The sequence below is a fragment of the Lactobacillus leichmannii genome, from assembly GCF_024701915.1.
Classification (GTDB): domain Bacteria; phylum Bacillota; class Bacilli; order Lactobacillales; family Lactobacillaceae; genus Lactobacillus; species Lactobacillus delbrueckii.
In genome coordinates this window covers 44,059-68,361 of record NZ_QOCY01000042.1, presented here as the reverse complement: position 1 = coordinate 68,361, position 24,303 = coordinate 44,059, and the positions used below count along the sequence as shown (strand labels likewise).

At 50.0% G+C, this 24,303-nt stretch carries 22 protein-coding genes; 1 reads left to right on the top strand and 21 read right to left on the bottom strand.

Annotation, left to right across the window (positions count from 1 at the left end; genetic code table 11):
- Positions 1–121: 121 nt before the first annotated feature.
- The 10 genes from DS743_RS04715 to DS743_RS04670 form a co-directional block, all read right to left on the bottom strand.
- A complete protein-coding gene (locus DS743_RS04715) occupies positions 122–1,906 on the bottom strand; it encodes an oligopeptide ABC transporter substrate-binding protein (protein ID WP_141372426.1) in 1,785 nt (594 codons plus the stop codon).
- A gap of 158 nt (positions 1,907–2,064) precedes the next feature.
- A complete protein-coding gene (locus tag DS743_RS04710) occupies positions 2,065–2,976 on the bottom strand; it encodes an ABC transporter permease (RefSeq protein WP_035184646.1) in 912 nt (303 codons plus the stop codon).
- Positions 2,977–2,986: 10 nt separating this feature from the next.
- Positions 2,987–3,946: an oligopeptide ABC transporter permease gene (gene opp4B, locus DS743_RS04705; RefSeq protein WP_035184648.1), complete on the bottom strand. Its 960-nt coding sequence runs from the start codon at positions 3,944–3,946 to the stop codon at positions 2,987–2,989.
- A gap of 3 nt (positions 3,947–3,949) precedes the next feature.
- The gene (locus DS743_RS04700; RefSeq protein WP_003612022.1) at positions 3,950–4,906 is read right to left on the bottom strand and encodes an ATP-binding cassette domain-containing protein; all 957 of its coding nucleotides are present in this window, start codon (positions 4,904–4,906) and stop codon (positions 3,950–3,952) included.
- 9 nt (positions 4,907–4,915) lie between these two features.
- On the bottom strand, positions 4,916–5,917 hold the full coding sequence (locus tag DS743_RS04695; protein ID WP_002879718.1) for an ABC transporter ATP-binding protein: 1,002 nt from the start codon (positions 5,915–5,917) through the stop codon (positions 4,916–4,918).
- 291 nt (positions 5,918–6,208) lie between these two features.
- Positions 6,209–6,451: an acyl carrier protein gene (gene acpP, locus DS743_RS04690; RefSeq protein ID WP_003615490.1), complete on the bottom strand. Its 243-nt coding sequence runs from the start codon at positions 6,449–6,451 to the stop codon at positions 6,209–6,211.
- A gap of 61 nt (positions 6,452–6,512) precedes the next feature.
- A complete protein-coding gene (gene plsX / locus DS743_RS04685) occupies positions 6,513–7,505 on the bottom strand; it encodes a phosphate acyltransferase PlsX (protein WP_072544170.1) in 993 nt (330 codons plus the stop codon).
- A gap of 25 nt (positions 7,506–7,530) precedes the next feature.
- On the bottom strand, positions 7,531–9,570 hold the full coding sequence (gene recG, locus DS743_RS04680) for an ATP-dependent DNA helicase RecG (RefSeq protein ID WP_035184654.1): 2,040 nt from the start codon (positions 9,568–9,570) through the stop codon (positions 7,531–7,533).
- Positions 9,570–11,234, bottom strand: coding sequence for a DAK2 domain-containing protein (fakA, locus tag DS743_RS04675; RefSeq protein WP_035184656.1), 1,665 nt, complete (start codon positions 11,232–11,234; stop codon positions 9,570–9,572). The genes recG and fakA overlap by 1 nt, the downstream gene beginning before the upstream one ends.
- A gap of 19 nt (positions 11,235–11,253) precedes the next feature.
- Positions 11,254–11,616: an Asp23/Gls24 family envelope stress response protein gene (locus DS743_RS04670; protein WP_002879711.1), complete on the bottom strand. Its 363-nt coding sequence runs from the start codon at positions 11,614–11,616 to the stop codon at positions 11,254–11,256.
- A 175-nt stretch (positions 11,617–11,791) separates the two neighbouring features.
- Here DS743_RS04670 and rpmB point away from each other — a divergent pair, with 175 nt between their 5' ends.
- A complete protein-coding gene (rpmB, locus tag DS743_RS04665) occupies positions 11,792–11,977 on the top strand; it encodes a 50S ribosomal protein L28 (RefSeq protein WP_003615500.1) in 186 nt (61 codons plus the stop codon).
- A 100-nt stretch (positions 11,978–12,077) separates the two neighbouring features.
- On the opposite strand, the gene DS743_RS04660 is transcribed toward rpmB, so the two are convergent.
- The 11 genes from DS743_RS04660 to rpoZ form a co-directional block, all read right to left on the bottom strand.
- Positions 12,078–13,649: an ATP-binding cassette domain-containing protein gene (locus DS743_RS04660; RefSeq protein WP_035184658.1), complete on the bottom strand. Its 1,572-nt coding sequence runs from the start codon at positions 13,647–13,649 to the stop codon at positions 12,078–12,080.
- A gap of 85 nt (positions 13,650–13,734) precedes the next feature.
- Positions 13,735–14,454 carry a hypothetical protein gene (locus DS743_RS09275; protein ID WP_035184660.1) on the bottom strand — a complete coding sequence of 240 codons (720 nt, stop codon included), beginning with the start codon at positions 14,452–14,454 and terminating at the stop codon, positions 13,735–13,737.
- A complete protein-coding gene (locus DS743_RS04650; protein WP_035184661.1) occupies positions 14,451–14,693 on the bottom strand; it encodes a hypothetical protein in 243 nt (80 codons plus the stop codon). Before DS743_RS04650 ends, DS743_RS09275 begins: the two co-directional genes overlap by 4 nt.
- Before the next feature lie 313 nt (positions 14,694–15,006).
- A complete protein-coding gene (locus DS743_RS04645; protein WP_035184662.1) occupies positions 15,007–15,690 on the bottom strand; it encodes a thiamine diphosphokinase in 684 nt (227 codons plus the stop codon).
- Between the two features lie 29 nt (positions 15,691–15,719).
- Positions 15,720–16,613 carry a ribosome small subunit-dependent GTPase A gene (rsgA, locus tag DS743_RS04640; protein ID WP_016396451.1) on the bottom strand — a complete coding sequence of 298 codons (894 nt, stop codon included), beginning with the start codon at positions 16,611–16,613 and terminating at the stop codon, positions 15,720–15,722.
- Positions 16,614–18,620, bottom strand: coding sequence for a Stk1 family PASTA domain-containing Ser/Thr kinase (pknB, locus tag DS743_RS04635; protein WP_181406061.1), 2,007 nt, complete (start codon positions 18,618–18,620; stop codon positions 16,614–16,616).
- Positions 18,610–19,365, bottom strand: coding sequence for a Stp1/IreP family PP2C-type Ser/Thr phosphatase (locus tag DS743_RS04630; protein ID WP_002879694.1), 756 nt, complete (start codon positions 19,363–19,365; stop codon positions 18,610–18,612). The genes pknB and DS743_RS04630 overlap by 11 nt, the downstream gene beginning before the upstream one ends.
- Positions 19,366–19,370: 5 nt before the next feature.
- Positions 19,371–20,687 (bottom strand): 16S rRNA (cytosine(967)-C(5))-methyltransferase RsmB, encoded by a 1,317-nt coding sequence (gene rsmB, locus DS743_RS04625; protein WP_013439847.1) that lies wholly within the window; start codon positions 20,685–20,687, stop codon positions 19,371–19,373.
- Positions 20,677–21,624, bottom strand: a complete 948-nt coding sequence (gene fmt, locus DS743_RS04620) for a methionyl-tRNA formyltransferase (protein ID WP_003611980.1) — start codon at positions 21,622–21,624, stop codon at positions 20,677–20,679. Before fmt ends, rsmB begins: the two co-directional genes overlap by 11 nt.
- A gap of 12 nt (positions 21,625–21,636) precedes the next feature.
- The gene (priA, locus tag DS743_RS04615) at positions 21,637–24,018 is read right to left on the bottom strand and encodes a primosomal protein N' (protein WP_035184666.1); all 2,382 of its coding nucleotides are present in this window, start codon (positions 24,016–24,018) and stop codon (positions 21,637–21,639) included.
- Between the two features lie 62 nt (positions 24,019–24,080).
- A complete protein-coding gene (rpoZ, locus tag DS743_RS04610) occupies positions 24,081–24,302 on the bottom strand; it encodes a DNA-directed RNA polymerase subunit omega (protein ID WP_002879690.1) in 222 nt (73 codons plus the stop codon).
- Between the last annotated feature and the right edge of the window lies 1 nt (position 24,303).

The following is a 24,303-nucleotide window of genomic DNA, read 5'->3' as shown; positions in this document are numbered from 1 at the left end:
TTGCTAAATTGCTACATAATATAGTTTACCATAACAAAAGCGGCAAGACCGGGCCCTAAGCCGGGAGAACAGAAAAAAGAGGAGGGAAAACCTCCTCTTTTGAGAAATTATTTATTATCTTTTACTTCTTAAAGCCAGTTTCGTACCACAGGGTAGCTGCTTTTGATGGCTTAGTTGAGTAGTTGACCAGCTTGCTGTTAACCGCAGTGATCGAGTATGAGTTAGTCAAAGGAATTACAAAGGCTTCCTTTTGCATGTATTGTTGCCATTCGTGGAACTTTTGTACCCGGTAGCTGTGGTTAAAGGCCTTGTCACTGTTCATTTCCTTCAGCAGCTTAGTGTTTTCACTAGTTGCAAAACGTTCATAGTTGTAAGGAGCCTTAGGACCGTAGAGGTCATCTTGGGAAGGTTCACTGGACAGGGACCATGCGCCCATGAAGACGTCTACTGATGGGTCATCGTTTTGAATCTTGTCATAGAAGGAGTTGAATTCGATCAAACGGCCAGTGGTCAAAGTTACGTGCAGGCCGATCTTCTTCCATTGCTGGAGGTAGTTTTGCACGGTTGCTTCATAGGTTGAAGTCCCACTCATGGCTGCCAAGTGGATGGTCAACTTCTTACCATTTGGATCCCGGCGGTAGGTTTCACCCTTCTTCTTCTTGTAGCCGGCCTTGTCCAACAAAGCGTTGGCCTTCTTGATGTTCAGTGGGAAGCCCTTCACGCTCTTGTCATAAAAGTCACCGAAGGCTTCTGGCACTAGAGTCTTAACTCTGAAAGACAAGCCTTGGGTGTAGTGCTGGGTTACTTCATCAACGTTCATGGCATAACCCATGGCTTGACGGAGATAGCGGTTGCTCATCTTAGAGTTCTTGTTCATCTTGACTGAGCCGGTCTTCTTGTCCCACTTGCCGACCTTGAAGCCCATGTATGAGTATGACAATGGAATATGGGCAACGAAGTTATAGCCCTTAGTCCCCTTAACTTCCTTCCATTGGGAGTTAACAACGTCAATCATGTCAAACTTCTTGGACTTGATTGACTGGGAAGCTGAATTTGGTGAGATCACAGAGATAGTGATCTTGTCCAGCTTGGCCTTGCCACGGTAGTAGTAAGGGTTTCTTACCCAAGTAGCTGATTGGCCCCGGACCAGCTTGGAGAGCTTGTAAGGACCAAAGAAGAGTGGATTCTTCCGGACCTTGTCACTGGATTGCAACTTGCTGAACGGTACATCCTTCAAGTAGTGGTAAGGTGCGGCATATTCCCAGAAGAAGCCGTTACCGGACTGGGTCATGCCTGGTTTCATTTCCTTAAAGTGCAGATTAAAGTGCAGAACCACCTTGCGCCCGCTTTCACCATCAGGCATTTCGATCCCAGAGATCTTCTTGGACTTGCCATCGTGGTATTCTGCCAAGCCGACGATGTCGGCAAGTGAGCTGGTGTAGCGGGATGACTGGCTGGCCTTGTTGGCGATGATTTCGTAAGAGTATTCAACGTCCTTGGCAGTTACCTGCTTGCCGTCAGACCACTTGACCCCCTTCTTAACTTCGATAGTGACCGTCTTGGCCTGCCGGTCCATCTTGAAGGTAGCGGCACCCTTGTTATTGATCTTGTATTGATCATCGGTTGCAAACAGACCTTCATTCCCAAAAGCCATAAAGTCTGAGTCGGGTGCGCTGTCGGAAAGTTCGTTCAAGAAAACACCCTTGACTGGCGTGTCAGATTCTTCTGCGACAGTGATGCTGCCGCCCTTCTTGGCAGTTGCAGTTGCCGTAGCTTCCGGGAATTTCTTGGCATCCTTAGCCCCGCTGTTGCTGGAGCTGGAGCTGGAGCTGCTCTTGCCGCAACCGGCCAGCAAAGCTGCCCCGGCCAGAAGTACTCCAAATGTTCCGAGCATTCTTCTCTTCATAATTTAATTTACCTCCACACAATATATTCAAAAGATAAAACACACAGCATATGAATAGTTATCGAGATAGCAATTCACAAAGTTTATCTTTCATGCCTTTTACTTTAACATTTTCATTTTTAAAAGTCAATGAGAAATTTAATTTAATACTAATTTCTTTAGTTTTCTCTTTGCCGGGCGTCGCCAGCCTTTTGCAGGGCCTGGCCGACATAGTTGATGCTCAAGCAGATCACCAAAAGTAGGACAGTTGCCGGCAGCCAGAGCCACGGCCGGTCAATGATGTTAACCGGGTCACTGGCAAAACCGATCAAGGTCCCCAAAGATGGAATATTGGTTGGCAAACCATAGCCGATGAAAGACAGGCCAGTTTCAATCCCGATGTTGCCGGAAACGCTCAAAACGACATCGATGATGATCATTGATGCAATATTTGGCAGAATTTCCTGGAACATGATCTTGGTATTTGAAGAGCCTGAAGTCTTAGACGCCAGAACATAGTCTCTTTCTCTTTGTGACAGAATGAATGACCGGTAGTATCTGGCTTCACCCGTCCAGCCGAACATCGAAATCAGCAGAACCAAAGTCATGGCATTATAGTTTGGCAGAACCGTTACCAAAACGATCAAAATTGGCATTTGCGGCAAAATCTGCACGAAGTCGACGATTCTCATGATGATGGAGTCAGTAGTGCCGCCATAGTAGCCGGCTACAAGGCCGACTATTAAGCCAACCAGTTCACAGAAAAGAGTGACCAAGAGACCAATCATAATCGAGTTGCGCCCGCCCATGATCAACAGATTCAAAATATCCCGGCCACCGTCATCAGTTCCCAACAAGTGGCCGTTTTGTCCCCAGCCGGCGTATGATTCCAAAATGTGCATTTCAGTAACCTTGCTGCTGTCAAGGAATAAAGAACCGCCAAAGGTAAGTAGCAAAATAACGACAATGGTGCAAAAGGCTATAGTCGCAGCCTTGCTTTTAAAAATTTCTCTAAAAGTAATCTTTAAAGCGGATGGTGGAATTTGGGCCCGGTCATCCTGCTTCTTTTTACCAACAGTAAATAAAGCCATCATTTCACCTCTACTTCACGCGAATTCTCGGGTCAACCAGACTCATGATAATGTCAGACAGCAGGTTGCCCAGCAGGGTCAAGGTCCCGAAAATCATAATCAAAGCCGTCAAAGTGGTATAGTCACGCTGGCTGATTGAGTCAAGGAAAAGCTTCCCCATCCCCGGGAAGGAGAAGACCGTTTCAATGATCAGTGACCCGCCAAGCAGACCGGTGATGGTGTTCCCCATAAAGGCAGCGATCGGGAGGAAAGAATTCCGCAAGATGTGCTTGTTGAAGACGACTTTTTCCGGCACGCCCTTGCTACGGGCAGTCTTAACATAGTCTTCCACCTTGTTGTCAATGATCCCGGTCCGCAGGTATTGCACTGTCCCAGTCGTGGCGATGATCGCATAGAGAATTGCCGGCAAAATCATGTGCTGCAGGCGGCTAAAGAAAACTCCCCAGAAGCCACTGGCATTGGCGGCAACCGTCCCGCTGATCGGAAACCAGCCCAGAGTAAAGCCGAAAAGCCAAAGGCCCAGCAGGTAGAAGACAAAGCCTGGGATAGCATATGTCACGTAGTTAAAAACTGAGATTGCCCGGTCCTGCCATTCACCTTCATGCTTGCCGGCGCTGATCCCCATCGGGATAGCAATGCCGTAAAGAATGATGGTTGACAAAAGCGAAAGCCAGAAAGTGTTCTGGGCCCGGTCGGCAATCAAAGATGCTACTGGGACGTGCTGGATGTAGCTTTGCCCCAAATCACCATGCAAGAGGTTCTTAATCCAGCGTACGTATTGCACCGGTACCGGGTCATTCAAACCATATGCCTGCTTTAAGCCGGCAATTTCCTTAGGACTTGAGTTAGGGTTGATCAAACCGGTAAAGGGATCCCCTGGCATCATTTTGGCCAGCATGAAGACAATAATGCTAAGCAGGATCAATTGCGGGATCATGATCAAAACCCGTCTTAAGACTGTTTTCCACATTTGCTATTCTCCTCCCTTGATCTGCTCTTTAGGCAGGGCTACCTGGTGGTTGGGGCCAACCTCGGTCAATGGGTAGACCCGGCCATCTGCATCATACCAGTTTGCCTGGTCCTGCAAAAATTCCCGTTCGATTTCCCGCCGTCTAGCCGCGTGTTCCGCCCGGTGTTCAACATCAACCTTCGGAATCGCGGACAAGAGGCGCTTGGTATAAATGTGCGCCGGATTCTTGTAAATTTCTTCCTGGCTGCCCACTTCCACCAACCGGCCCCGGTGCATGATTGCCAGGTTTTCTGACATGTGCTTGACCACGCCCAGGTCATGGGAAATGAACAAGAAGGCAATGTTGTACTGCTGTTGGATGTGCTTCATGAAGTTCAAAACCTGGGCTTGAACTGACAAGTCCAAAGCACTCGTTGGCTCATCGGCCACGATTAATTTCGGATTAGTGGCAACTGCCCGGGCAATCCCAATTCTCTGCCGCTGACCACCGGAAAATTCATGGGGAAACTTGTAAATCGCATCACTTGGCATCCCGACGATGCTCAGCAGCTCCTGGACCCGGTCACGTTCCTGGTCAGTGGTCAAGTTTTCAAAGTTCCGGATCGGTTCTGCGATAATGTCTTCAATCCGCTTGCGGGGGTTAAGACTGGACATGGAGTCCTGGAAGATCATCTGCACGTCCTTGTTGTAGTTCATCTTCCGGCGGACGGATTCCTTGGTTATGTCTTCACCCTTGTAGAGAATCTGCCCGCTGGTCACCTTCTCCACGCCAACGATTGCCTTGCCAGTCGTGGACTTGCCGGAGCCTGATTCACCGATCAAGCCATAAGTTTCCCCTTCCTTGATTGAAAAAGAAACCCCGTCAACTGCCCGGACATAATCAGTAATTCTGTTCCAAAAGCCCGACCGGATTGGGTAGTGGACTTTCAGATCTTTAACTTGGATAATTTCTTCTGCCATACTTGCTACCTATCCTTCATCTTGAAAGTGGAAAGTCTTCCAGCAGGTGCAGCGGACAAAGTGATTTGGCTCAACTTCGTGCAGCTGCGGGTCTGCTTCATGCGCTTCAGCTGGAATCCAAGGAATTCTAGCCGCGAAGCGGTCGCCGGTCCGCGGCATGTTTTTCAGTGAAGGAACAGTTCCCTGGATTACATGCAGGTCATCCTTGTCATCATCTGACTGTGGAATGGAATTTAACAGTGACCGGGTGTACGGGTGCAAAGGATGAGTAAACAAAGTTTTCACATCAGCTTTTTCTACAATTTGCCCCGCATACATCACGGCTACTTCATCAGCCGTTTCCGCTACAACGCCCAAGTCGTGGGTGATCAAAATGATGCCAGAGTCCGATTCTTTCTGGATCTTCTTGAGCAGGTCCAGGATCTGGGCTTGAATGGTCACGTCCAAAGCAGTCGTTGGTTCGTCAGCAATGATAATTTCCGGCTTGCAGGCCACCGCCATCGCGATGACGACTCTTTGCCGCAAACCACCGGAAAGTTCATGCGGGTACATGTCATACATGGCTTCCGGCTTAGGCATCCCTACTTGATTGAAGAGTTCAATCACCCGGTCACGGCGCTGCTGCTTGTTCATATCCGTATGGTAAAGCAAGGCTTCCGCTACCTGGTCCCCAACCTTCATCAAAGGGTTCAAACTGGCCATCGGGTCTTGAAAAATCATGCCAATATTGTTGCCGCGAACTTGGTTAAACAAATCCTCACTCAAATTGACCAAGTTCAGGTTCTTGTACCTAATTTCTCCTTCGACCCGGGTGTTTTTCCGGTCATACAGGCCAACGATGCTGGAGGCAATCGTACTCTTGCCGCAGCCGCTTTCGCCGACAATAGCCAAAACTTCGTTGCGCTTGAGAGTAAAACCGATGCCATCAGCCGCGTCATAGAACTTGCCCTGCAGGCGGTAGCCGGTATGAAGCTTTTCGACGTCTAGTAAAACGTTTTGCTGATTATCCAACTTTTTTCTCCTTCAAAATAATTATTAGTCAGTAAATAAATACTACACTAGTAAATTTTAACCTTTTTCAAATCTCTTGCAATAGTTTTTTAATTATTTTTTCTAGTGCTTTTTAGTTATTTCTTCATCATTTCTGCCAATCCACATCATAATCATTAAATTATTGTTTGCTTTTTATCATATTTGTCGCCATTTCCTGGAAAGAGACCACAAAAAAAGCATTTGCCGCAGATCTTTCTTTGGCAAATGCTAATTAAATATTAGTTGTTTTCATTTCGTTTTCAATGCACTTTAGCCTTGGTGGCTCTTGATGTAAGCTACCGCGTCAGCGACTGTGATAATCTTAGCAGCGTCTTCATCAGGAATTTCAGCGCCGAATTCGTCTTCCATCTGCATGATGAATTCTACCAAGTCGATGGAGTCAGCGTCCAGATCCTTGGTAAAGTTAGTGTCCATAGTGATTTTGTCCTTGTCCAGCTGGAAGTTGTCAGCGATCAAAGTGGCAATCTTGTCAAAAATTTCTGCTTCAGTCATTATTCTTTCTCCTATAATTTCTAACTGCCCGCTTGCTTGGGCTATTTTCTTTTTCTTATCCTTACTTGCTGAATTCTTGCTTAAAGGTATTTGTTAAGTCTTCAGCCAAAATCTTGTCGATCTGCTTAACCGCGTAGTAGACGGCCCGGGCGTCTGACCGGCCATGCTGCTTGACGACTGGTGAGTTTAAGCCGAGCAAAACCGCCCCGCCATACTTGGCCGTGTCAAAGCGGCTGGCTACAGACTTCAAGGCGTCTTTAGCCAGCAGGGCCCCCAGCTTGGCCTTAACACCATTGTTCAAAAGGCCGTCTTTCAGCATGTGGATGATGACGCTGGCCGTTCCTTCGATGCTCTTTAAGACCGCGTTGCCGGTAAAACCGTCTGTGACCACAACGTCGGCCTTACCTTGCAAGAGTTCGTGCCCTTCAATGTTGCCGGTGAAGTTCAAGGAGCTGCCCTGCAAGAGCTGGTAGACTTCCTTGTGCAGGTCGTCGCCCTTGTCAAATTCAGCCCCATTGTTTAAAAGAGCTACTCTTGGCTTGGAAACGCCACGGACCTTTTCCGCATAGTAGGAGGCCATTTCCGCCCATTGCAGCAGGTATTCCGGCTTGCTAGTAGCATTAGCGCCAACGTCAATGATGTTGAAGCCGTCATCTGAAGATTCAACTGGCATGGTCGGCATGAGGCCTGGCCGGGCCACGCCCTTGATCCGGCCGACAATGAAGATCCCGCAGGTTAACAGGGCCCCGGTATTGCCTAGTGACAGCAAAGCGTCTGCCTTGCCTTCCTTGACCCAGTTAGCTGCCACGACCATGGAAGAATCCTTCTTGGTCCGCATGGCCTTGACTGGCTCATCTTCATCAAGAATAACTTCCGTGGTGGCCACGATTTCGATCTGGTCATCGCCTGCTGGCAGCAGCTCTTTCAGCTTGCCTTCATCGCCGAAGAAGATAAACTTGTCTTCCGGCAGTTCAGGCTTGGCCTTTAAAACTGCTTCTACAATCGCCTCAGGAGCGTTTTCCCCGCCCATGGCGTCAATCGCGATTTTTCTCATCAATAATCTCTTTTTCTATATTGGACTAAGCTCTCGCTTGTACGATTTTCTTATATTTTATCACAGCTTGCAGGTCTGCCAACTTTTCTGCTTTCAGGTCCGGATCAGCCTGGACGATCCGCTTGGCCTCATCCCTGGCTACCACCATGACCTGGTAGTCGCTGACAACGCTGCCCGTCCTGAATTCCGGCAGGCCTGACTGAGCCTTGCCAAAGAGGTCACCCTCGCCCCGCATCTTGAGGTCTTCTTCGGCGAGCTTAAAGCCGTCGTTAGTTTCAGCCACGATCTTCATTCGCTGCTTGCCGGCTTCTGTCTTCGGGTCAGCTAAAAAGACGCAGTAGCTTTGCGTCTGCCCCCGGCCGATCCGGCCACGCAGCTGGTGGAGCTGGCTTAAGCCAAAGCGGTCAGCGTCAAAGATGACCATCAAGTTGGCATTGGCCACGTCAACGCCAACTTCAATCACGCTGGTAGTAACCAGAATATCGACCTCCCCTGCCGCAAAGCGGTCCATGATCTGCTCTTTGTCAGCTGCCGCCATTTTCCCATGCAAAAGGACAACTTCCTGGTCTGGAAATTCACCGGCCAGCCTGTCGTGCAGGGCTTCAGCATTTTCCAGGTCAATCGTTTCCGACTCACTGATCAAGGGCGTAACCGCATAAATCTGGAAGCCTTCCGCCAGTTGCTGGCGCATCAATGAATACACCTCATCTAGCTGGCTGCTGGTCTTCCAGTAGGATTTAATCGGCTTACGGCCGGCTGGCAGGTGTCTGATTTCTGACAAGGCGGTGTCGCCATAAACAGTCAAGGCCAATGAACGGGGAATCGGGGTCGCCGTCATGGCCAGGATATCCGGCCGGTCCCCCTTGTTGATCAAGGCCAGGCGCTGGACAACGCCAAAACGGTGCTGCTCGTCGATAATAACCAGGCCCAGCTTTTTAAAGGCCACTTGCTCTTGGATCAAGGCATGGGTGCCGATCACCACATTGATGATGCCATCAGCCAGCTCCTTGTAGATTTCCCGCCGCTCCATGGTTTTAGTTGATCCCGTTAAGAGGGCTACCCGGACGCCGAAATCTTCCAGCATGGCGGAAATTTTGTGATAGTGCTGGTTGGCCAGAATTTCAGTTGGCACCATCAAGGCGGCCTGGTAGCCAGCCGTCACTGCCCCGTAAATGGCAAACACGGCCACTACGGTTTTCCCGGACCCAACGTCCCCCTGAAGAAGGCGCTGCATCTGCTGGTCAACAAACATATCGGCAAAAATCTCATTAATCACCTTTTTCTGGTCAGGAGACAGGGCAAAAGGCAGAGACTTGGTCAGCTTGCCGATTTCTTCCAGGTCGTAATGCTTGGCATAACCACTGTGGCTCTTATTTTGGCTGGACATCAAGGCCAGCTGCATTTGAAAGAGGAAGAATTCCCGAAAAACAGCGCTTCGGCGGGCCTCCTTAGCCTCAGTCAGGTCTTTAGGGTGGTGCATGGCGATGACCAGGTCCTGGTCAGCCATGAGCCGGTAGTGCTTCCGCAAGTCCTCTGGCACAGCATTGCCGATCTCATCCATGCTTTCGGCAATCGCTAGGTCGATCATGGTCTGCAGCTTCTTTTGCTTGATCTGCCGGTTGACCGAATAAATCGGCGCCATCCCGTCATCACTGTTTTTATTGGCTAAGAGCTTATAAGCTGACAGGCTCTGCTTTCTCAGGTCATATTTGCCATAGACGGCGATTTCCTGGCCCACGCTCAGCTGCTTGGTCAGCCATGGCTGGTTAAAAAAATTGACCATGATAATATCATGATCAATTCGTAGTTTGAAGCTGACCCGGCTCTTGTGGTAGCCAAAGTAATTCTGGTAGGGGTTGGTGGCCACGATCCCCTTCAGCATGACCTTCTGTCCGTCCTCCAGCTGGTCCAGCGGCAGGTTCTCCAGTTCGTCATAGCGGTAAGGGAAGTAGAAGAGCAAGTCGTAGATGCTGTAAATGCCCAGCGACTGCAAAGCTTCTGCCGTCTTGGCCCCCACGCCCTTCAAGGCCGTCACCGGTCTGAAAATAGCTTCGTTTAAAGTCATTATTCTACAGAAATCAAGAAGTTGTAAACTGGTTGGCCACCGTCGTGAATTTCGAATTCGTAGTCATCATCTTCGTGAGCTGCTTCCAGGCGGTCAACAACTGCCTGGGCTTCTTCTTCAGTAGCATCGCTGCCGTACATCACGGTCACGATTTCAGAGTCTTCATCCAGCATCTTTTCTGTCATAGCGACAGTTGCGACAATTGGATCAACGTCGTCAACCACAATAGTGCCATCAACGATACCAATGAAGTCGCCCTTGTGGATTTCAACGCCGTTGATTTCAGTGTCACGGGTTGCCCGGGTTACTTCACCGGACTTGACAGAGCCAAGTTCATTAGTCATGGCTTCAACGTTCGCGTCAACACTGGCTTCCGGGTTGAAGGCCAGCATAGCAGTTAAACCTTGCTGGATAGTCTTGGAAGGCACGATGCCGACTGGGATTTCAGCAACTTCAGCAGCCTGCTTGGCGGACATGATGATGTTGCCGTTGTTTGGCAGGATGATCGCCTGCTTGGCGCCAGACTTGGTGATGGCGTCCATGATGTCTTGAGTTGAAGGGTTCATGGTTTGCCCGCCGGAGATGATTCGGTTGACCCCTTCGCTTTCAAAGAGCTTGCGGACACCGTTGCCGGAAGCCACTGCGATCACTGCAAAGTCAACGCTTTCTTGTTGTTCTTGCTCGTTGTCAACGATCGTTTCGTGCTGAATCCGCATGTTGTCGATCTTGATCTTGCCCAATTGGCCGAATTGTGACCCGTAAAGGAAGACCTTGCCTGGGTATTCAGTGTGAACGTGAACCTTGGCGATTTCTCCGTCAGAAACTGCTAAGAGGGAGTCACCCAGTTCTGACAGGTAGCTTCTGAATTCTTCCAGGTCGAATGGCTTCTTGTTTGGCACGTCAGCCTTGAGGTCAACCATGATTTCAGTACAGTAGCCGTTGGCAATGTCGGAAGTTGCCAGTTGCCCTTGCACTGCCTGGTGGTGGGTAGCGTTGATCAAGGAGTTCATTTCGTCAGCATCTGGCACGTACTTGTCATCGAAGTTTTCACCCAAAAGGCCTTCCAGGAAGCCTTCATAGATAAAGACCAGACCTTGGCCGCCGGAGTCAACCACACCGACTTGCTTAAGAACTGGCAGCAGGTCAGGAGTGCTCTTCAAAGCTTCCTTGGCGCCTTCAACGATCGCCTGCATTACTTCTTCTACATCATCGGTTTCATTTGCCTTGTTAGCACCTGCTTGAGCGCCGACCCGGGCCACAGTCAAGATGGTCCCCTCAACCGGCTTCATCACAGCCTTGTAGGCAGTAGCTACACCATTGCTAAAGGCATTTGCCAATTCCTGGGCGTTCAAAGTGGTCTTGCCTTGAGTTGCCTTGTAGAAGCCGCGGAAGAGCTGGGAGGTGATAACCCCACTGTTGCCGCGCGCGCCCATCAGCATCCCCTTAGCCAGGCTTTCGGTCAAGTCGCCGACACTGCTGCTTGCGTTTTCGTAAACGGCCTTAGCCCCGCTTTCCATCGTGAGATTCATATTCGTGCCAGTGTCGCCGTCAGGAACTGGGAAAACATTTAGATCATTGACGAATTGCACGTTCTTGCTCATCCGGTGAGAGGCAATCCGCACCATGTCTCTAAATTCTTTACTGCTAATTTCACTTAAAACCAATATTGAATCCTCCACTTATCTAGTCGTCGAGAACCTTTACACCTTGAACAACGACGTTGACCGCCTTGGTGTCGATCCCCAGCTGGCTTCTTAAGTTATATTTGACACTGTCTTGTACATTACGACTTACTTCAGAAATTTTCAAGCCGTAGCCAACAATAATATAGACATCAACAGTTACTTGATTTTCGTCAGACTTAACAACGACGCCGCGCTTGTAGTTTGCCCGGCTCAAAATGCTGTCGACTCCGTCTCTGATGGCATTCTTGGATGCCATACCGACAACGCCATAGTTAGACGTAGCTGCACCACCAACAACAGTTGCAATTACACCGTTTGAAATATCAATCAAACCATACTTTGTCTTGATTTTAACAGCCATGTTTATCCTCCGTCTTATTTCCAATATACATCCTTATTTTATCATAACGAGATCAAAAGCTAACAGTTCCAACTTTATTTTCTGGAAAATACTTTTCAAAATAATAATTGAAAAAGGTCAAACTTTATGGTAAAGTCTAATAGTATGATATGACATGTAAAGGGGGTTTAGCAGCATGGCAAAAGATTTCGTAACCGGTAAGAAGACCACTTTTGGTAACACGCGTTCACACGCTTTGAACTCATCAAGTCGTTCTTGGAAGCCAAACCTTCAAAAAGTTCGCATTCTTGTAAACGGCAAGCCTAAGCGCGTTTGGGTTTCAACCAAGACTTTGAAGTCTGGTAAAGTTACCCGTGTCTAGTGACGAAACGAGTCCGGTAGATCAATGATCTGCCGGGTTTTATTTTTGACAAAAATTCATCAACAACAAAAACAGGCGGCTCATTGAGCTGCCTGTTTTGTTACTTCTCGGCTAAATTGACCACCCGGTCAAACATAGCTATTTCTTCATTTGAAATCTTGTGAGCTACTTCGATTACGGTGCCAGGGAAATTCTGTAGAATTGTCTGGTGAATTTGCTTGGACAAGCGGGGATCCAGGGCTGAGGTCGCTTCATCGGCCAATAATACCGGCCGCTTGGCCAGCAGAGCTCTGGCAATTTCCAGCCGCTGCCCCTGACCGCCGGACAAGTTTTTGCCTTCTTTTCCGACTTGGTAGTCCAGACCTTTTTCCTCAATCAAGCTGGTTAAACCGGCTTTTTGACAAACTGCCAGCAGGTCTTCCCGGCTGACTTCCCTGCCTAAAGAGATATTATATTCGATTGTATCGTCAAGAATATAAGGCTTCTGCTGGACAAAGGAGAAGTACTCGTGGTCCTTGCTCCAGTCACCATTGGCGTCTTCACCGTTGATCTCGTAATGTCCATCTGCCAGCTTGATCCGGCCAACCAAGACGTTAAGCAAGGTTGTCTTGCCCCAGCCAGACGGTGCTTCCAGCAAGACTTTTTCACCATTTTTAACAGTCAAATCGAGATTGTTTAAAAGCTTCCGGTCACCTCTTTGCACACTTGCATCGTCTAAAGAGAGTTCCTTAAATTCATCCCGGTCCGCAGCACTTTCTTTTGCTGTAAAATCTGCCACGGCAGTAAACTTTTCCCAGATCGGATTGCTGGTTTTAATGTCATTGACCGAAGAAAAGATACCGACAATAGGATTGATAAAGTTGTTGGCCAGCTGGGAGATCATCATGAAGGTCCCCAAAGTGATCTGCCCTTGAGTCACAAAGTAGATCCCCAGGCTGAAAGGAATGATCATGCTGCAGACGTAGGCAAAGGAAGTGATGACTTCTGTCGTCACCATTTCCGCCTTTTTCATCTTGGCCAGGGCCGTTTCCATTCTCTGGCTGTAGTGGAGCATTCTGCTGTAAATACTGTATTCAGCGTCATAGAGTCTGGCAAAAGCGGAAAAATTGATGGTGTCCGTCATTGCCTCAGTATATTTGCTGTTCTCCCCTTCCCAGGCAGAAGAAGCAGCTTCAATTTTGGGCCCGAAAACATTCTGCAAAAGGCCGGGAGCCAGGGAGGCGACCAGGAAAATCAAGGATAAAGCCCAGGAAGACAGCATGGCTGCCGCAAATGCCGCGATGAACTGCAGGCCATTGAAAATAATGTCCAGTTCAGCTTCCACCCGGTGACTTTCCACTTGCTTGAGGTCATTAGTCATAAAGGACAGGTCAAATTTGGGATCAGAATTATCTGAATACAACAAATATTTTGTTGCCTGCTCCTTGATCTTCAGGTTGACGTCTTTGATAATATTCGCCTGAATAATTTGGTAGATTAAGGCCAGGCAGGCAAAAAGGACAATACCCACAACTGCTTTAATAGTTAATTGTAATAAACTCCCCTTAGGATTTCCGGCAAAATTAATGAATTCCTGGAAGACATAAGCGATAAAAACCGCCTGCAGTGCCTTTGCGGCGGCGAAGACCGCAAAGACCAGCAACTTCCACTTGCTGGCATATTTTAACGTCATTTCTCTCCTCCTCGTAAAATAATAAAGCATTTCCAAATATGCTTAAAATAATACTACTGAAAAATTAAAATGTAAATATACTATTCTAATTTTTTAAAAAAGCTGTATACAAAAAGCGGCTCTGAAATAGAGTCGCTTTTCCAACACTTTTATTGTTTATACAATTACTTTTCGTTCTTCTTACGCCGGCCAAAGGCAAAGAGACTGGCACTGGCCAGCAGTGCCACAATCCCTGCCAAAAAGGCGGACTTATTCTGGCTTTCGCCGGTTTGCGGCAAAGTTGCGCTTGCTTTTTGCCAGTTGCCTTGGTTTCAGTCTTGCCAGCCGGAATTACGATAGTTTCGGTTTCCCCGGAGTCAGCCGGACTTTCACTTGGTTCGTCTTCGCTTGGAGTAGTCGGAGTTTCGCTCGGCTTGTTGTCGCTTGGAGTGGTTGGAGTTTCGCTCGGCTCGTTTGCTTCTTCCAAAGCTTCCAAAATAGCCAGGTGCTTCTTTGCTTCAGTAAGTGCCAAATCCGCTGCTTCCTTGTTTACGCTGGCCAGTTTGCTTTGTGCTGCCTTGTCTGCTGCAGAAGCTTCTTTATCGGCTTCCAATGCCTTTTGGGCATCAGCAGTCTTTTCCTGCTTAGCCGCAGCAAGAGTTTCATTTGCCGTAGTCAAAGCTGCTTGCTTAGCAGACAGGTTGCTTTCGGCGCTTGCGAGTTCTTGTTTGGCTTGAACAAGCTTAGCGTCAGCGGCCTTGAGCGCGTCAGCCTTTTCATCAGCCGTCTTTTGAGCGGCAGAAGTTGCTTCTTGCGCCTTAGTCAATTTTTCCTTTTCAAGGCGTCATTGGCCACTACCTTAGGTAAAGCCTGGTATTCCTGCTCAGCTTCGCTTTCGGCTGCCTTCTTTGCAGCTAAGTCTTTATTTGCGGCGTCGCTGGCAGCCTTAGCCTCGTTATCCGTGTCGGTCAGTTCCTTAACCTGGCCGTTTACCTGGTCAACTTCCTTTTTCTCTTGATTAACCTTATCTTGAGCTTGGCTTACCTTGCCTTCTTGGTCAGCCAAAGCTGCTTGAGCTTCATCATCAGCCGTCTTGGCTGCTTGCGCCTTCTGGCTGGCTGAGTCTGAGTCTGCCGTCGTTTCAGCTGCACTTGCTTCATCTTTTTTTCGCTTTATTTTCCATATGACTTACCTCTATAAACACACAATAGTTTGAGATAATATCCCTTAACTTTTATTATACAAATAAGCTATTTATCGATAAGCGATTTCACGGAGGAATATTTGCATTTCTTTGTAAAATCACGTCAAAGGCGCGAAAAAGTCCCGCTTTTCAGCGAGACTTTTTTATAATATTAATTAAACTATCTTTTGCAAATCAAGCCATTTGGTAGCGGTCTAAATCTTTAGAATAAACAACCGCTACTAAGCCTTTCTTCAAGGATAACCGGCAGCTATCCTTATCTGGCAAAAACTCATTAGAAGTAAAGGAGCGTAGATAGTCGCCGCTATAAGGAGCCAGGTCATACAAGGCCCCCTCAATCGTCAAATCTTCTACCGGCAGAAGGCAGGTCACCCCAAAGTAGCTATAGTCCTGCTGCTTAATCTCGTAGCTGCCAGCTTGCCGGTAAAAAATCAGATTCTGCTTGTCAATCAAGGTCAGCTGGTTGGCATACTTGCGCAGGTCCGGGTTCAAAATGCCAAAAGCATTGATCGCCGCGTGGTCAAGCCGGCCGCCAGTAGCCCCGTAAACCTTTAGCTGGTCAATCTTATAATCGCCAAAAGCAATCCCCAGCATCAATTCTGAATCAGTCCAGTCCTTCTTGGGCACCGAATAGCGGATATCCGCGACCGTCCCTTCTACCCAGGCCAGTTCATCAGCCTTCAGCGAGTCAAAATCCCCGATTGCCAAATCCGGCTTAAAACCTAATTCCAGCAAAAGCAGCGCTCCCCGGTCGACCCCAATCAAAAGGTCACCCTTAGCTTGCGCCTGCTTCAGCTGCTCCTTCAAATCAGCCGGCCATTCTTCCTTTGGCCCGCCAAGCAACACTGCCGCGTCCATCACAAAACACCCTACCCTAACTTATTTCATCACTTCAAATATTCCGGCATCCGGCCTTCCTCGATTTCCGTCCGCATGGCCAGATAGTCATCATAGCGGAAAGCTGCGATTTCACCTAGAGCCAGCTGGTCCTTGACCGCGCACTTCGGTTCGTGCAGGTGCTGGCAGCCCCGGAACTTGCAACCCGTACTCAAGGCCTTAAATTCCTTAAAATACGTACACAGTTCATTCAGCTTGATCGGGGTCAGATCAATTGCCGAAAAGCCTGGCGTGTCTGCTAAAAAGCCTTCCCCTAATTTGAAAAGGGTAACCGTCCGGGTTGTATGTTTTCCCCGGTTCAAGCTGGTTGAGATCGCGCCCGTCGCCTGGCCCGCGTCTTCCTTGATAAAGTTCAGCAAAGTTGACTTCCCCGCCCCTGACTGGCCAGCCAGAGTCCAGATCTCGCTTTCCCCGATCTGTTTGGGAAGTTCTGCTGCCAGGCTTTCCCTGTCCAGGTAAACCCGGTAGCCGATCTTTTGGTAGTAAGCCAGCTGGCTTTCAATTTCTGCCAATTTTTCCTTTTCCAGCAGGTCGCTCTTTGACAGGTAGATCGTTACCTCTACTCCCTGCCAGGCAAAAAAGACCAAGAAGCGGTCCAGAAGAGCGGTGGAGAAATCTGGTTCAACTGCCGAAATGACCAAAAGCACGTGATCGACATTAGCCACCGCCGGCCGGCCGATCCGGTTCTTCCGGGGCAGAATCTTCACCAAATAAGCCAAGCCCTGTTCATCCAGCTTGACCTGCACGCTGTCACCGACCTGGGGCTTCTCCCGGTTCTTGCGGAAAACGCCCCGGGCCCTGGTCCGCACGACTCCTGCCGGCGTTTGCACGTCGTAGTAGCCGGCAATTAAAGAAACTACCGTTCCTTGTACTATTTCTGCCATTTAATTCCCGCTTTCACTGTCATCTGCCGAAATCGTCTCATCAACTACAGTTTGGTCATCACGGACAATCTTAATCTTACCGTCACCCTTAGTAACAGAAAAGGTGATCGTAAAGTCCGTGTCCTTGGTGATGTAAAGGTCCCGGTAAATATTGCCGAGACTGTGGTTGTCATCCTGGATATAAATCCGGACATGGTTGCCCTGGCTGGAGGAAGAGCTGGAGCTTGACTCACTTGAGCTTGATGAGCTCTCTGCAGCCTGGTAGTCAACCGTGAAGGTCTTCTTGACCTCTTTCTTCTCAGCCCCCTTGGAGACCGTAATCGTCAAAGTATCACCCTCAGAGACCTCACTGCCAGCGGCAGGATCAGTGGAAATCACGTCACCGCTGTCCACGCTGTCCGAGTGGTCCTTCTCAACCTTGACGTTGAGCTTCTTGCTCTTGGCGTAAGACTGGGCGTCTTCCAGGCTCTTGCCCGTCAGATCGGCCAGTTTAAAAGTTGCCTTCTTGCTGCTGGAGGAGCTTGAAGGCTTAGGCTGGTCTTCTAAAGCCACGGCCACCACCAAAGTGATCGTTGTCTTAGAGGCATCTACCTTGCGGCCGGCCTTGACGCTTTGGGAAATGATCAAGCCTGGCAGGTACTCATTTGATGGCGCCTCCCGGCTCTTGACCTTGAAGCCCAGCTTGTTCAGCTTCTTTTTGGCGATCGACAAATAAAGGCCCTCAACATCGGGCACCTTGGTCAAGTTTGGTCCCTTAGACACCAGCAGGTTGACCTTTTTCCCCTTGTCAACGGGACTGTTGGCCTTCGGCGTGGTCGAAATCACCTTGCCTTTTTTAACATCGCTGGAGTAAGTCCGCTTAACAGCGCCTACTGCCAGGCCCGAGCTCTTCAAAGAAGTCTTGGCTGCCTTCTCCGTCATGTTCACGACGTCCGGCACCCGGACATTGTTATGGTCAACTGCCAAAAACATGAAGAGCAGGATGGCAAAAACCGGGAATAATGACCCAATCCACCACCACTTATATTTCTTGATACTAGCCCAGAAAGACCGCTTCTTTGGCTCTTCAGCCTTGCCTTCCTTGGCCTTCTCAGCCTGCATGACCTTGCCATTCAAGGCTGGCAGGATCTTAGTTTCATCATTATTGCCGTGGCTTGGCCGGTAAATTGCTTCGCCTGCCCTGCTCGGATCCAGACTAGAGTCCAGGTCTGCCTTCATTTCAGCCACGGAAGCATACCGGTCCCGCGGATCCTTGGCCGTCGCTTTTAAAACAACGTTTTCCAGGGCCTGGGGAATGGCCTTGTTTTGCTTTCTAAGGGACGGAATATCGTCTTCAGCATGCTTGAGGGCAATTGCCACCGGCGTTTCTCCATTAAAGGGTACATGGCCAGTCAAGGCCTCATACAGGATGATCCCCAAAGAATAGATGTCAGACTGCTTGGTGACCATCCCGCCCCGGGTCTGCTCAGGAGACATATAGTGCACCGAACCCAGGACCGAGTTGGTCTGGGTGATCGCGCTTTGGTTCAAGGCGACCGCGATACCGAAGTCAGCAATTTTGATGTTGCCTTTTTCATCCATCAAAATATTCTGCGGCTTCAAATCGCGGTGAATCACATTGTGCTTGTGGGCCAGTTCCATCGCTGACAAAATCTGGTCCATGATCTTGATGACCTGCGGGAGGGGAATCGGGCTGTTTTCCCGGATATAGTCCTTTAAGTCAGGTCCCTTCACGTATTCCATGACCATATATGGCAGGCCATGGTCGGTCCCCACGTCAAAAACGGAGACAATATTAGGATGGCTCAGTTCACTGGTGGCCAGGGCCTCTCTTTGAAAGCGGGCCAGAACCTGGGAGTCCTTCTGCAAATCAAGGCGAATAATTTTAACGGCGACCTGTCTCTTCAAAATTATGTCATCAGCCAGGTAGACGTTGGCCATTCCGCCTTCACCCAGGGTGTCGACGATCCGGTAACGGTCTCCAAGCAAATAACCTTTATTGATCACTCGCGCCATCCTCCTCATTTACGGCCAGGCAGACGGTGATATTGTCGCCGCCGCCCAGACGATTGGCTTCATTGACCAACTTGTTGCACCTCTCCTGCAGGTTCAGGCCCTTGGTCGCCAAAACCTGTTGAATCAAAGGATCCGATAGGGAATTGGTCAAGCCGTCAGTGCAGAGAAGGAGCACGTCGTCAGTCTTCATTTCAAGTTCATTATATTCCGGATCAATAGTGCTTGAAACGCCTAAGGCTTGCGTAATGATATTTTTCTGCGGGTGGGTCTTCGCCTGTTCTTTGGTGATCTGCCCCATCTTGACCAGTTCATTGACTAAAGAGTGGTCTTCAGTGATCTGGCGGAAATTCCCTTCAGAGTAGCTGTAGGCCCGGGAGTCACCCAGGTGGGCAAGCAAGACTTCCTGGTCAAAGAACATGGCCAGGACAATCGTCGTGCCCATCCCGTTCAAGTCCGGGAAGCGGTCTGCGGCCTTCAGAATCGTTTCGTTTTCTGAGCGCAGCTGGACGTCCAGCCATTTTCTGGCCAGATTCTTGTCGTGCAGGTCGGTGTTAGCGAAATTGTGGCCCAGGTGGCTGACTGCCATCGTGGAAGCAACGTCGCCGCCCTGGTGGCCCCCCATCCCATCACAGACGATGGCCATGGTTGCCCCAACGCGATTCTGAAAAATCTGAACGAAGTCTTGATTGCTCTCTCTAACTCTACCAATACTTGAAGCAAATGCCGTTTTAATCACAAGTACTAACCTCTTGTCGTAAACTTGGCAATGAAAAATCCATCACTATTGTAGCTGTCGGGCAGGATCTTCAGCATCCCCTTGGGCGCGGAGATCTTGGCCGTTTCAAATGGTTTCAATGCAAAATCTGGATGCGCGGCTAAAAATTTCCGCACGTTTTCTTCGTTTTCTTCTACAGAGATTGAGCAGGTGGAGTAGACTAACTCCCCGCCCTTTTTCAGCAAGCCGGATACTTCGTTCAAAATGTCCAGTTGGATTTCAGCCAAATGGCTGATGTCTTCCGCTGTTTTCGTGTAGCGGATTTCCGGCTTGCGGCGCAGCAGTCCCAGACCGGAACATGGTGCGTCTATCAATATCTTATCAAATTCTTGCCCGGAAAAATACTCCCTTGCCTTCCGCGCGTCCAAAGCTTTGACCTTGACCCGGTCAGCAACCCGCATTCTGGCGGCATTTTCCTTGACCAGACGCAATTTCTTTTCATGGATATCCAGAGCAGTCACTTGCCCGTCAGGCAATTGCTCAGCTATTTGAATGGTCTTGCCGCCTGGGGCGCTGCAGGCATCAAGGGCCTGCTCATTTCCCTTAAAGTCAAAGGCTTCTGCCACCAGGCTGGCTGCTTCGTCTTGCACCGTCACTTCACCATCTTTGAAAAAGTCGGTCATCACGATCCCGCCCCGGCTTAAGGCATAGCTGCGGCTGGCCAAAGGCGACTCCTGAGGGGCAAAATGGGCCCGGTCCAGGTCCCGGACGACCCGCTTTTCATCAGCCAAAGCCGAAATCCGGATTTCGTTTTTCGCCTTGCTGTTGAAGCTGGCCATGATTTTTTCTGCCCTGCTCTTGCCCCAGTTGGCTACGAAATAGTCGCTCAGCCAAAGGGGCATGCTGCACTTGACGCTGAGATAGTCTGGCGCGTCTTTTTCCGGCAGGACCTCTCCTCGCCGTAAAAGCGAGTGCAAAATCCCGTTAACCAGGCGGTAGCCGCTAGATTTTGGCCGGCCATAGGCCTTAGCCAGCTTGTTGGCCTCGTCTAAGACTGCCCGGTTTGGCACCTTGTCTAAAAAGAAGATCTGGTAGGCCGACATCAATAAAAGGGGCTTGATATATGGCTCTCTCAGCCGGGCCTTGACCAGGTCCTTGAGCTGGTATTCCAGGTAAAGCTGGTATTGGATGGTCCCATAGACCAGGTTGGTGGCCAGCCGGCTCTCTTCACCCGGCAGCTTAGCCGCCTTTAACGCGTGGTTTAAGCTGATATTTGAATATGAGCCCTGGTTAATCACCTTCATCAAGGTGGCCAAAGCCACGGTGCGGGCGTTAGTCTTCATCTACGATCTTTTCTCCTGCTGCAAACTTCTTCCCCTGCCCGTTCAAAAAGTCCTTGATGGCCATAGCCTTCTTGCCATTTGGCTGGACTTCAAGCAGGTTCAAGACCGTGTTGCCGGCAAAGCTGATAGCAAAGCGGCCCTGGTTGGTCAAAAGGTGGCCAGCTGGCAGACTGGTGTTGTCGTCAGCCACTTCTGCCTTCCAAACCTTTAAGCGCTGGCCCTTGATGACCAGGTAGGCGCCTGGGTCCGGATTGAGGGCCCGGATCAAGTCCTTGGCCTCCTTGGCCGTCAATTTCAAGGAAATTCTTTCTTCAGCCTTGCTGATGGTTGGGGAAAAGACTACCTGGCTTGGATCCTGCGGCTTTTTGACAATTTCGCCACTGGCAATCTTTGGCAGAGTTTCCAAAAGCAGGTCCCGGCCAAGCGGAGCCAGTTCTTCGAAGACTTCCCCGCTGGTCTCATCTGGTCTGATCGGCAGGCTGGCCTGGGCATACATGTCGCCGGCGTCCATTTCCTTGACCATTTCCATGATGGTGACCCCGGTTTCCGCATCCCCGTTTCTGACCGCATACTGGATCGGTGCCCCGCCCCGGTATTTCGGCAAAAGGGATCCGTGCACGTTAACAGCAGCGATCTTAGCGGACTTCAGGAATTTGGTCGGCAAAAACTGGCCAAAGGCCGCGGTGATGATGAAATCGGCGTCAAGCTGCAGCAATTCGTCAAGTTCAGCTGACTTGGACAGGCGGACTGGCTGGTATAAAGGCAAGTCGTTGGCCAAAGCCACTTCCTTGACCGGGGAGTAAACGACCTTTTGCTTGCGGCCAACCTTCTTGTCCGGCTGGGTGACCACGGCCAAAATATGATAACCGGCCTTGATCAGGCCTTCCAAAACTGTAGCGCCGAATTGCGGCGTTCCTAAAAAGATTACTGAATTCACGTTTTTATTCCTTTACATAATTCTCTCTGGCTCTGAATCGATCTCAACAGTCAGGCCGTACTTTTTCACTTCCTGGGCCTGGTCCTGGATCTGGTGCAGGAGCTCATTTAAGTGTTTTTCTCTTTTATATTTTACCAGTATTTGGTAATAATACTGGCTCTTTAAGCGGCTGATCGTTGCCGGAGCCGGACCTAAGATAATAGTCGGCGCCCGCAATTCCCTCTGCAATTGCCGTTTGATTTTAAAAGCCTCCCGGGCCGCGTTTTGCTCATTTTTGGCTGAAACGGAGACCAGGACCGTGTAAAAGTAAGGCGGGTAGTCGCCGGCATGGCGAACCTGCATTTCTTTAGCGTAAAAAAGCTCATAGTCCTGCTTTTGCGCCAGGTGGATAGCGTAGTGGTCCGGATTATAAGTCTGGATCATGACCTGCCCTTCCTTGTCGGCCCGCCCTGCCCGGCCAGCTACTTGCGTGAGCAGCTCAAAAGTCCGCTCAGAAGCGTTGTAGTCGGGCAGCCATAAACCAGTGTCGGCATTGATTACCCCAACCAAAGTTACATTAGGGAAGTCCAGGCCCTTGGCGATCATCTGCGTGCCCAGCAAGATGTCGGCTTCTTCTTGGCCAAAACTGGTCAAAATCTTGTCATAGCTGCCCTTCCTCCGGGTCGTGTCCACGTCCATGCGGAGGATTTTAGCTTGCGGAAAAAGCTCAGCCAGCTCTTCTTGCACCTTCTGCGTCCCCGTCCCCAAAAAGCGGATCTGCCGGTCCCGGCAGTTGGGACAAATTTCCGGAACAGCTTCTTGGTAGCCGCAATAGTGGCACTGCATAGTACAAGTGTCCTTATGCATGGTCAAGGACAAGTCGCAGTTAGGGCACTTTAAAACAAAGCCGCAATTGCGGCAGAGCATGAAGTTGGCAAAGCCCCGCCGGTTTAAAAGCAGGATTACCTGCTCTTTTTTCTCCAGCCGCTTTTGAATCGCCTCAGCCAATGGACAGGAGATGTCAAACTGGCTGCCGGCAAACTGCACGTGCTTTAAGTCAAGCAGGTCGACTCGCGGTAAAGGCTGGCTCTTGGCCCGCTTTTTTAAGCGCAAAAGCTGGTAGACCCCCTTTTGGGCCCGGGCCCGGCTGGCCAAAGACGGCGTCGCGCTACCCAAAATCAAGGGACAGTGGTGGTAGCGGGACCGCCAAATTGCCACGTCCCGGGCATGGTAGCGGGGATTGTTGTCCTGCTTGTAGGAGCCTTCATGCTCTTCATCGATAATGATGAGGCCTAAATTGTCCAAGGGGGCAAAAACCGCGCTTCTAGCGCCTACGACCACCTGGGCCTGCCCCCGGCGGATCCTGCGCCATTCGTCATAGCGCTCACCTTCCGACAAGGCCGAGTGTAAAACCGCCACCTGCTGGCCAAAGCGGGCCTGGACCTGCTTGACCATCTGGGGGGTCAGGGAAATTTCCGGCACCAGCATCAAGGCTGCCCTGCCCAAGGCCAGGGCCTGGCTGATCGCCTGCAGGTAGACTTCGGTTTTCCCGGACCCTGTCACTCCTTCTAAAAGAAAGGTCTGGCTGACCCGGCCCTTGATGTCCTGGCTGACCCGGCTCAAGGCCGCGGCCTGCTCGTCATTTAGGTCTAAAGGCCGGCTGGGAGCAACCGGCTTGGTTGGCCGCCGGTATTTTTCCTGGTCTTTTTCCTGCAGCCATTTCTTGCTAACCGCCGTTTTTAAAGTTGCTGAACTGATGCCCAGACTGGTCAATTCTTCCCGGCTTTTAGGATAAGCCGCAAAGTCCCCGGCCAAATCTGCCAGCAATTTTCTTTGCTGGCTGGCCGTTTTTCTAGTTTCTAAAAAAATCTCCTGGTAGTCAGCGGCCGATAGAAGCGGATAGTAGACTGAAACCAGCTTCTTTTTCGCCTTATTTTCAACCAGGTATTCTATCCTGGCCTCCCCCTTATTCAGGAGCTGCTTGACCAGCTTGATCAGACGCGGCTCTTCTAAGTTAGCCAAATCCACCGGGTCTCCCGCAAAAAGAGGCATTTGCTCTGCCCGCGGGCTGTTTGGCAGGAGGATTTTCCGGTAATTGGCCCGCATTACCCCCGGTAGCATGGTCTTGAGGATACTGATCCGGTAGGCAAAAATCTGCCGGGCCAGGTCGCTGGACAGGGCGACCAGCTCGGGAGTCAAAGGCGGCATTTCATCGACCACTAAGAGCAGGTCCTTTAACTGGCCGGTAAAGTCGCTGCTTTTTTTCACGGCGACGACAAAGCCCTGGACCTTGCGGCGGCCAAAAGGCACCACTACCCGGCTGCCAATTTCAACTTCCAGGTCATCAGGGATATGGTATTCAAAAACGCGGTCAGTCTGGTGGGCGGCCACATCGACAATAACTTCTGCGATCAAGTCCTTCTCCCTTCCTTTACGCTAAAAGAGGAGCGGGCTTCTGGTCCGCTCCTCTTCAAGGATTATTTGTCAGCTTCACCGTGAGGGTCAGCGTCAATCGTTACCTTGCCGGCAGCAATTTCTTCCAATGCCTGGCCGACCGGCTTCAAGTTGTGGTAGTTGTCCAAAGCGCCCGGCTTGCCGGCTTCCAGTTCACCAGCCCGCTTGGCAGCCAGAACTGACAGTGAGTATCTTGAATCAACTTCATCTAGCAGCTTGTCAATTGATGGATAGGTAATTCTCATC

Excerpts from the sequence above, each read along its gene's own strand:
- DS743_RS04710 (WP_035184646.1), bottom strand. The coding sequence starts at position 2,976 with ATGGCTTTATTTACTGTTGGTAAAAAGAAGCAGGATGACCGGGCCCAA.
- DS743_RS04670 (WP_002879711.1), bottom strand. The coding sequence starts at position 11,616 with ATGGCTGTTAAAATCAAGACAAAGTATGGTTTGATTGATATTTCAAAC.
- rsgA (WP_016396451.1), bottom strand. The coding sequence starts at position 16,613 with ATGGCAGAAATAGTACAAGGAACGGTAGTTTCTTTAATTGCCGGCTAC.
- opp4B (WP_035184648.1), bottom strand. The coding sequence starts at position 3,946 with ATGTGGAAAACAGTCTTAAGACGGGTTTTGATCATGATCCCGCAATTG.
- rpmB (WP_003615500.1), top strand. The coding sequence starts at position 11,792 with ATGGCAAAAGATTTCGTAACCGGTAAGAAGACCACTTTTGGTAACACG.
- rsmB (WP_013439847.1), bottom strand. The coding sequence starts at position 20,687 with ATGAAGACTAACGCCCGCACCGTGGCTTTGGCCACCTTGATGAAGGTG.
- DS743_RS04715 (WP_141372426.1), bottom strand. The coding sequence starts at position 1,906 with ATGAAGAGAAGAATGCTCGGAACATTTGGAGTACTTCTGGCCGGGGCA.
- DS743_RS04660 (WP_035184658.1), bottom strand. The coding sequence starts at position 13,649 with ATGACGTTAAAATATGCCAGCAAGTGGAAGTTGCTGGTCTTTGCGGTC.
- plsX (WP_072544170.1), bottom strand. The coding sequence starts at position 7,505 with ATGAGAAAAATCGCGATTGACGCCATGGGCGGGGAAAACGCTCCTGAG.
- rpoZ (WP_002879690.1), bottom strand. The coding sequence starts at position 24,302 with ATGAGAATTACCTATCCATCAATTGACAAGCTGCTAGATGAAGTTGAT.
- acpP (WP_003615490.1), bottom strand. The coding sequence starts at position 6,451 with ATGACTGAAGCAGAAATTTTTGACAAGATTGCCACTTTGATCGCTGAC.
- DS743_RS04700 (WP_003612022.1), bottom strand. The coding sequence starts at position 4,906 with ATGGCAGAAGAAATTATCCAAGTTAAAGATCTGAAAGTCCACTACCCA.
- recG (WP_035184654.1), bottom strand. The coding sequence starts at position 9,570 with ATGACTTTAAACGAAGCTATTTTCAGACCGGTGACGGCCTTGAAGGGC.
- DS743_RS04645 (WP_035184662.1), bottom strand. The coding sequence starts at position 15,690 with ATGGACGCGGCAGTGTTGCTTGGCGGGCCAAAGGAAGAATGGCCGGCT.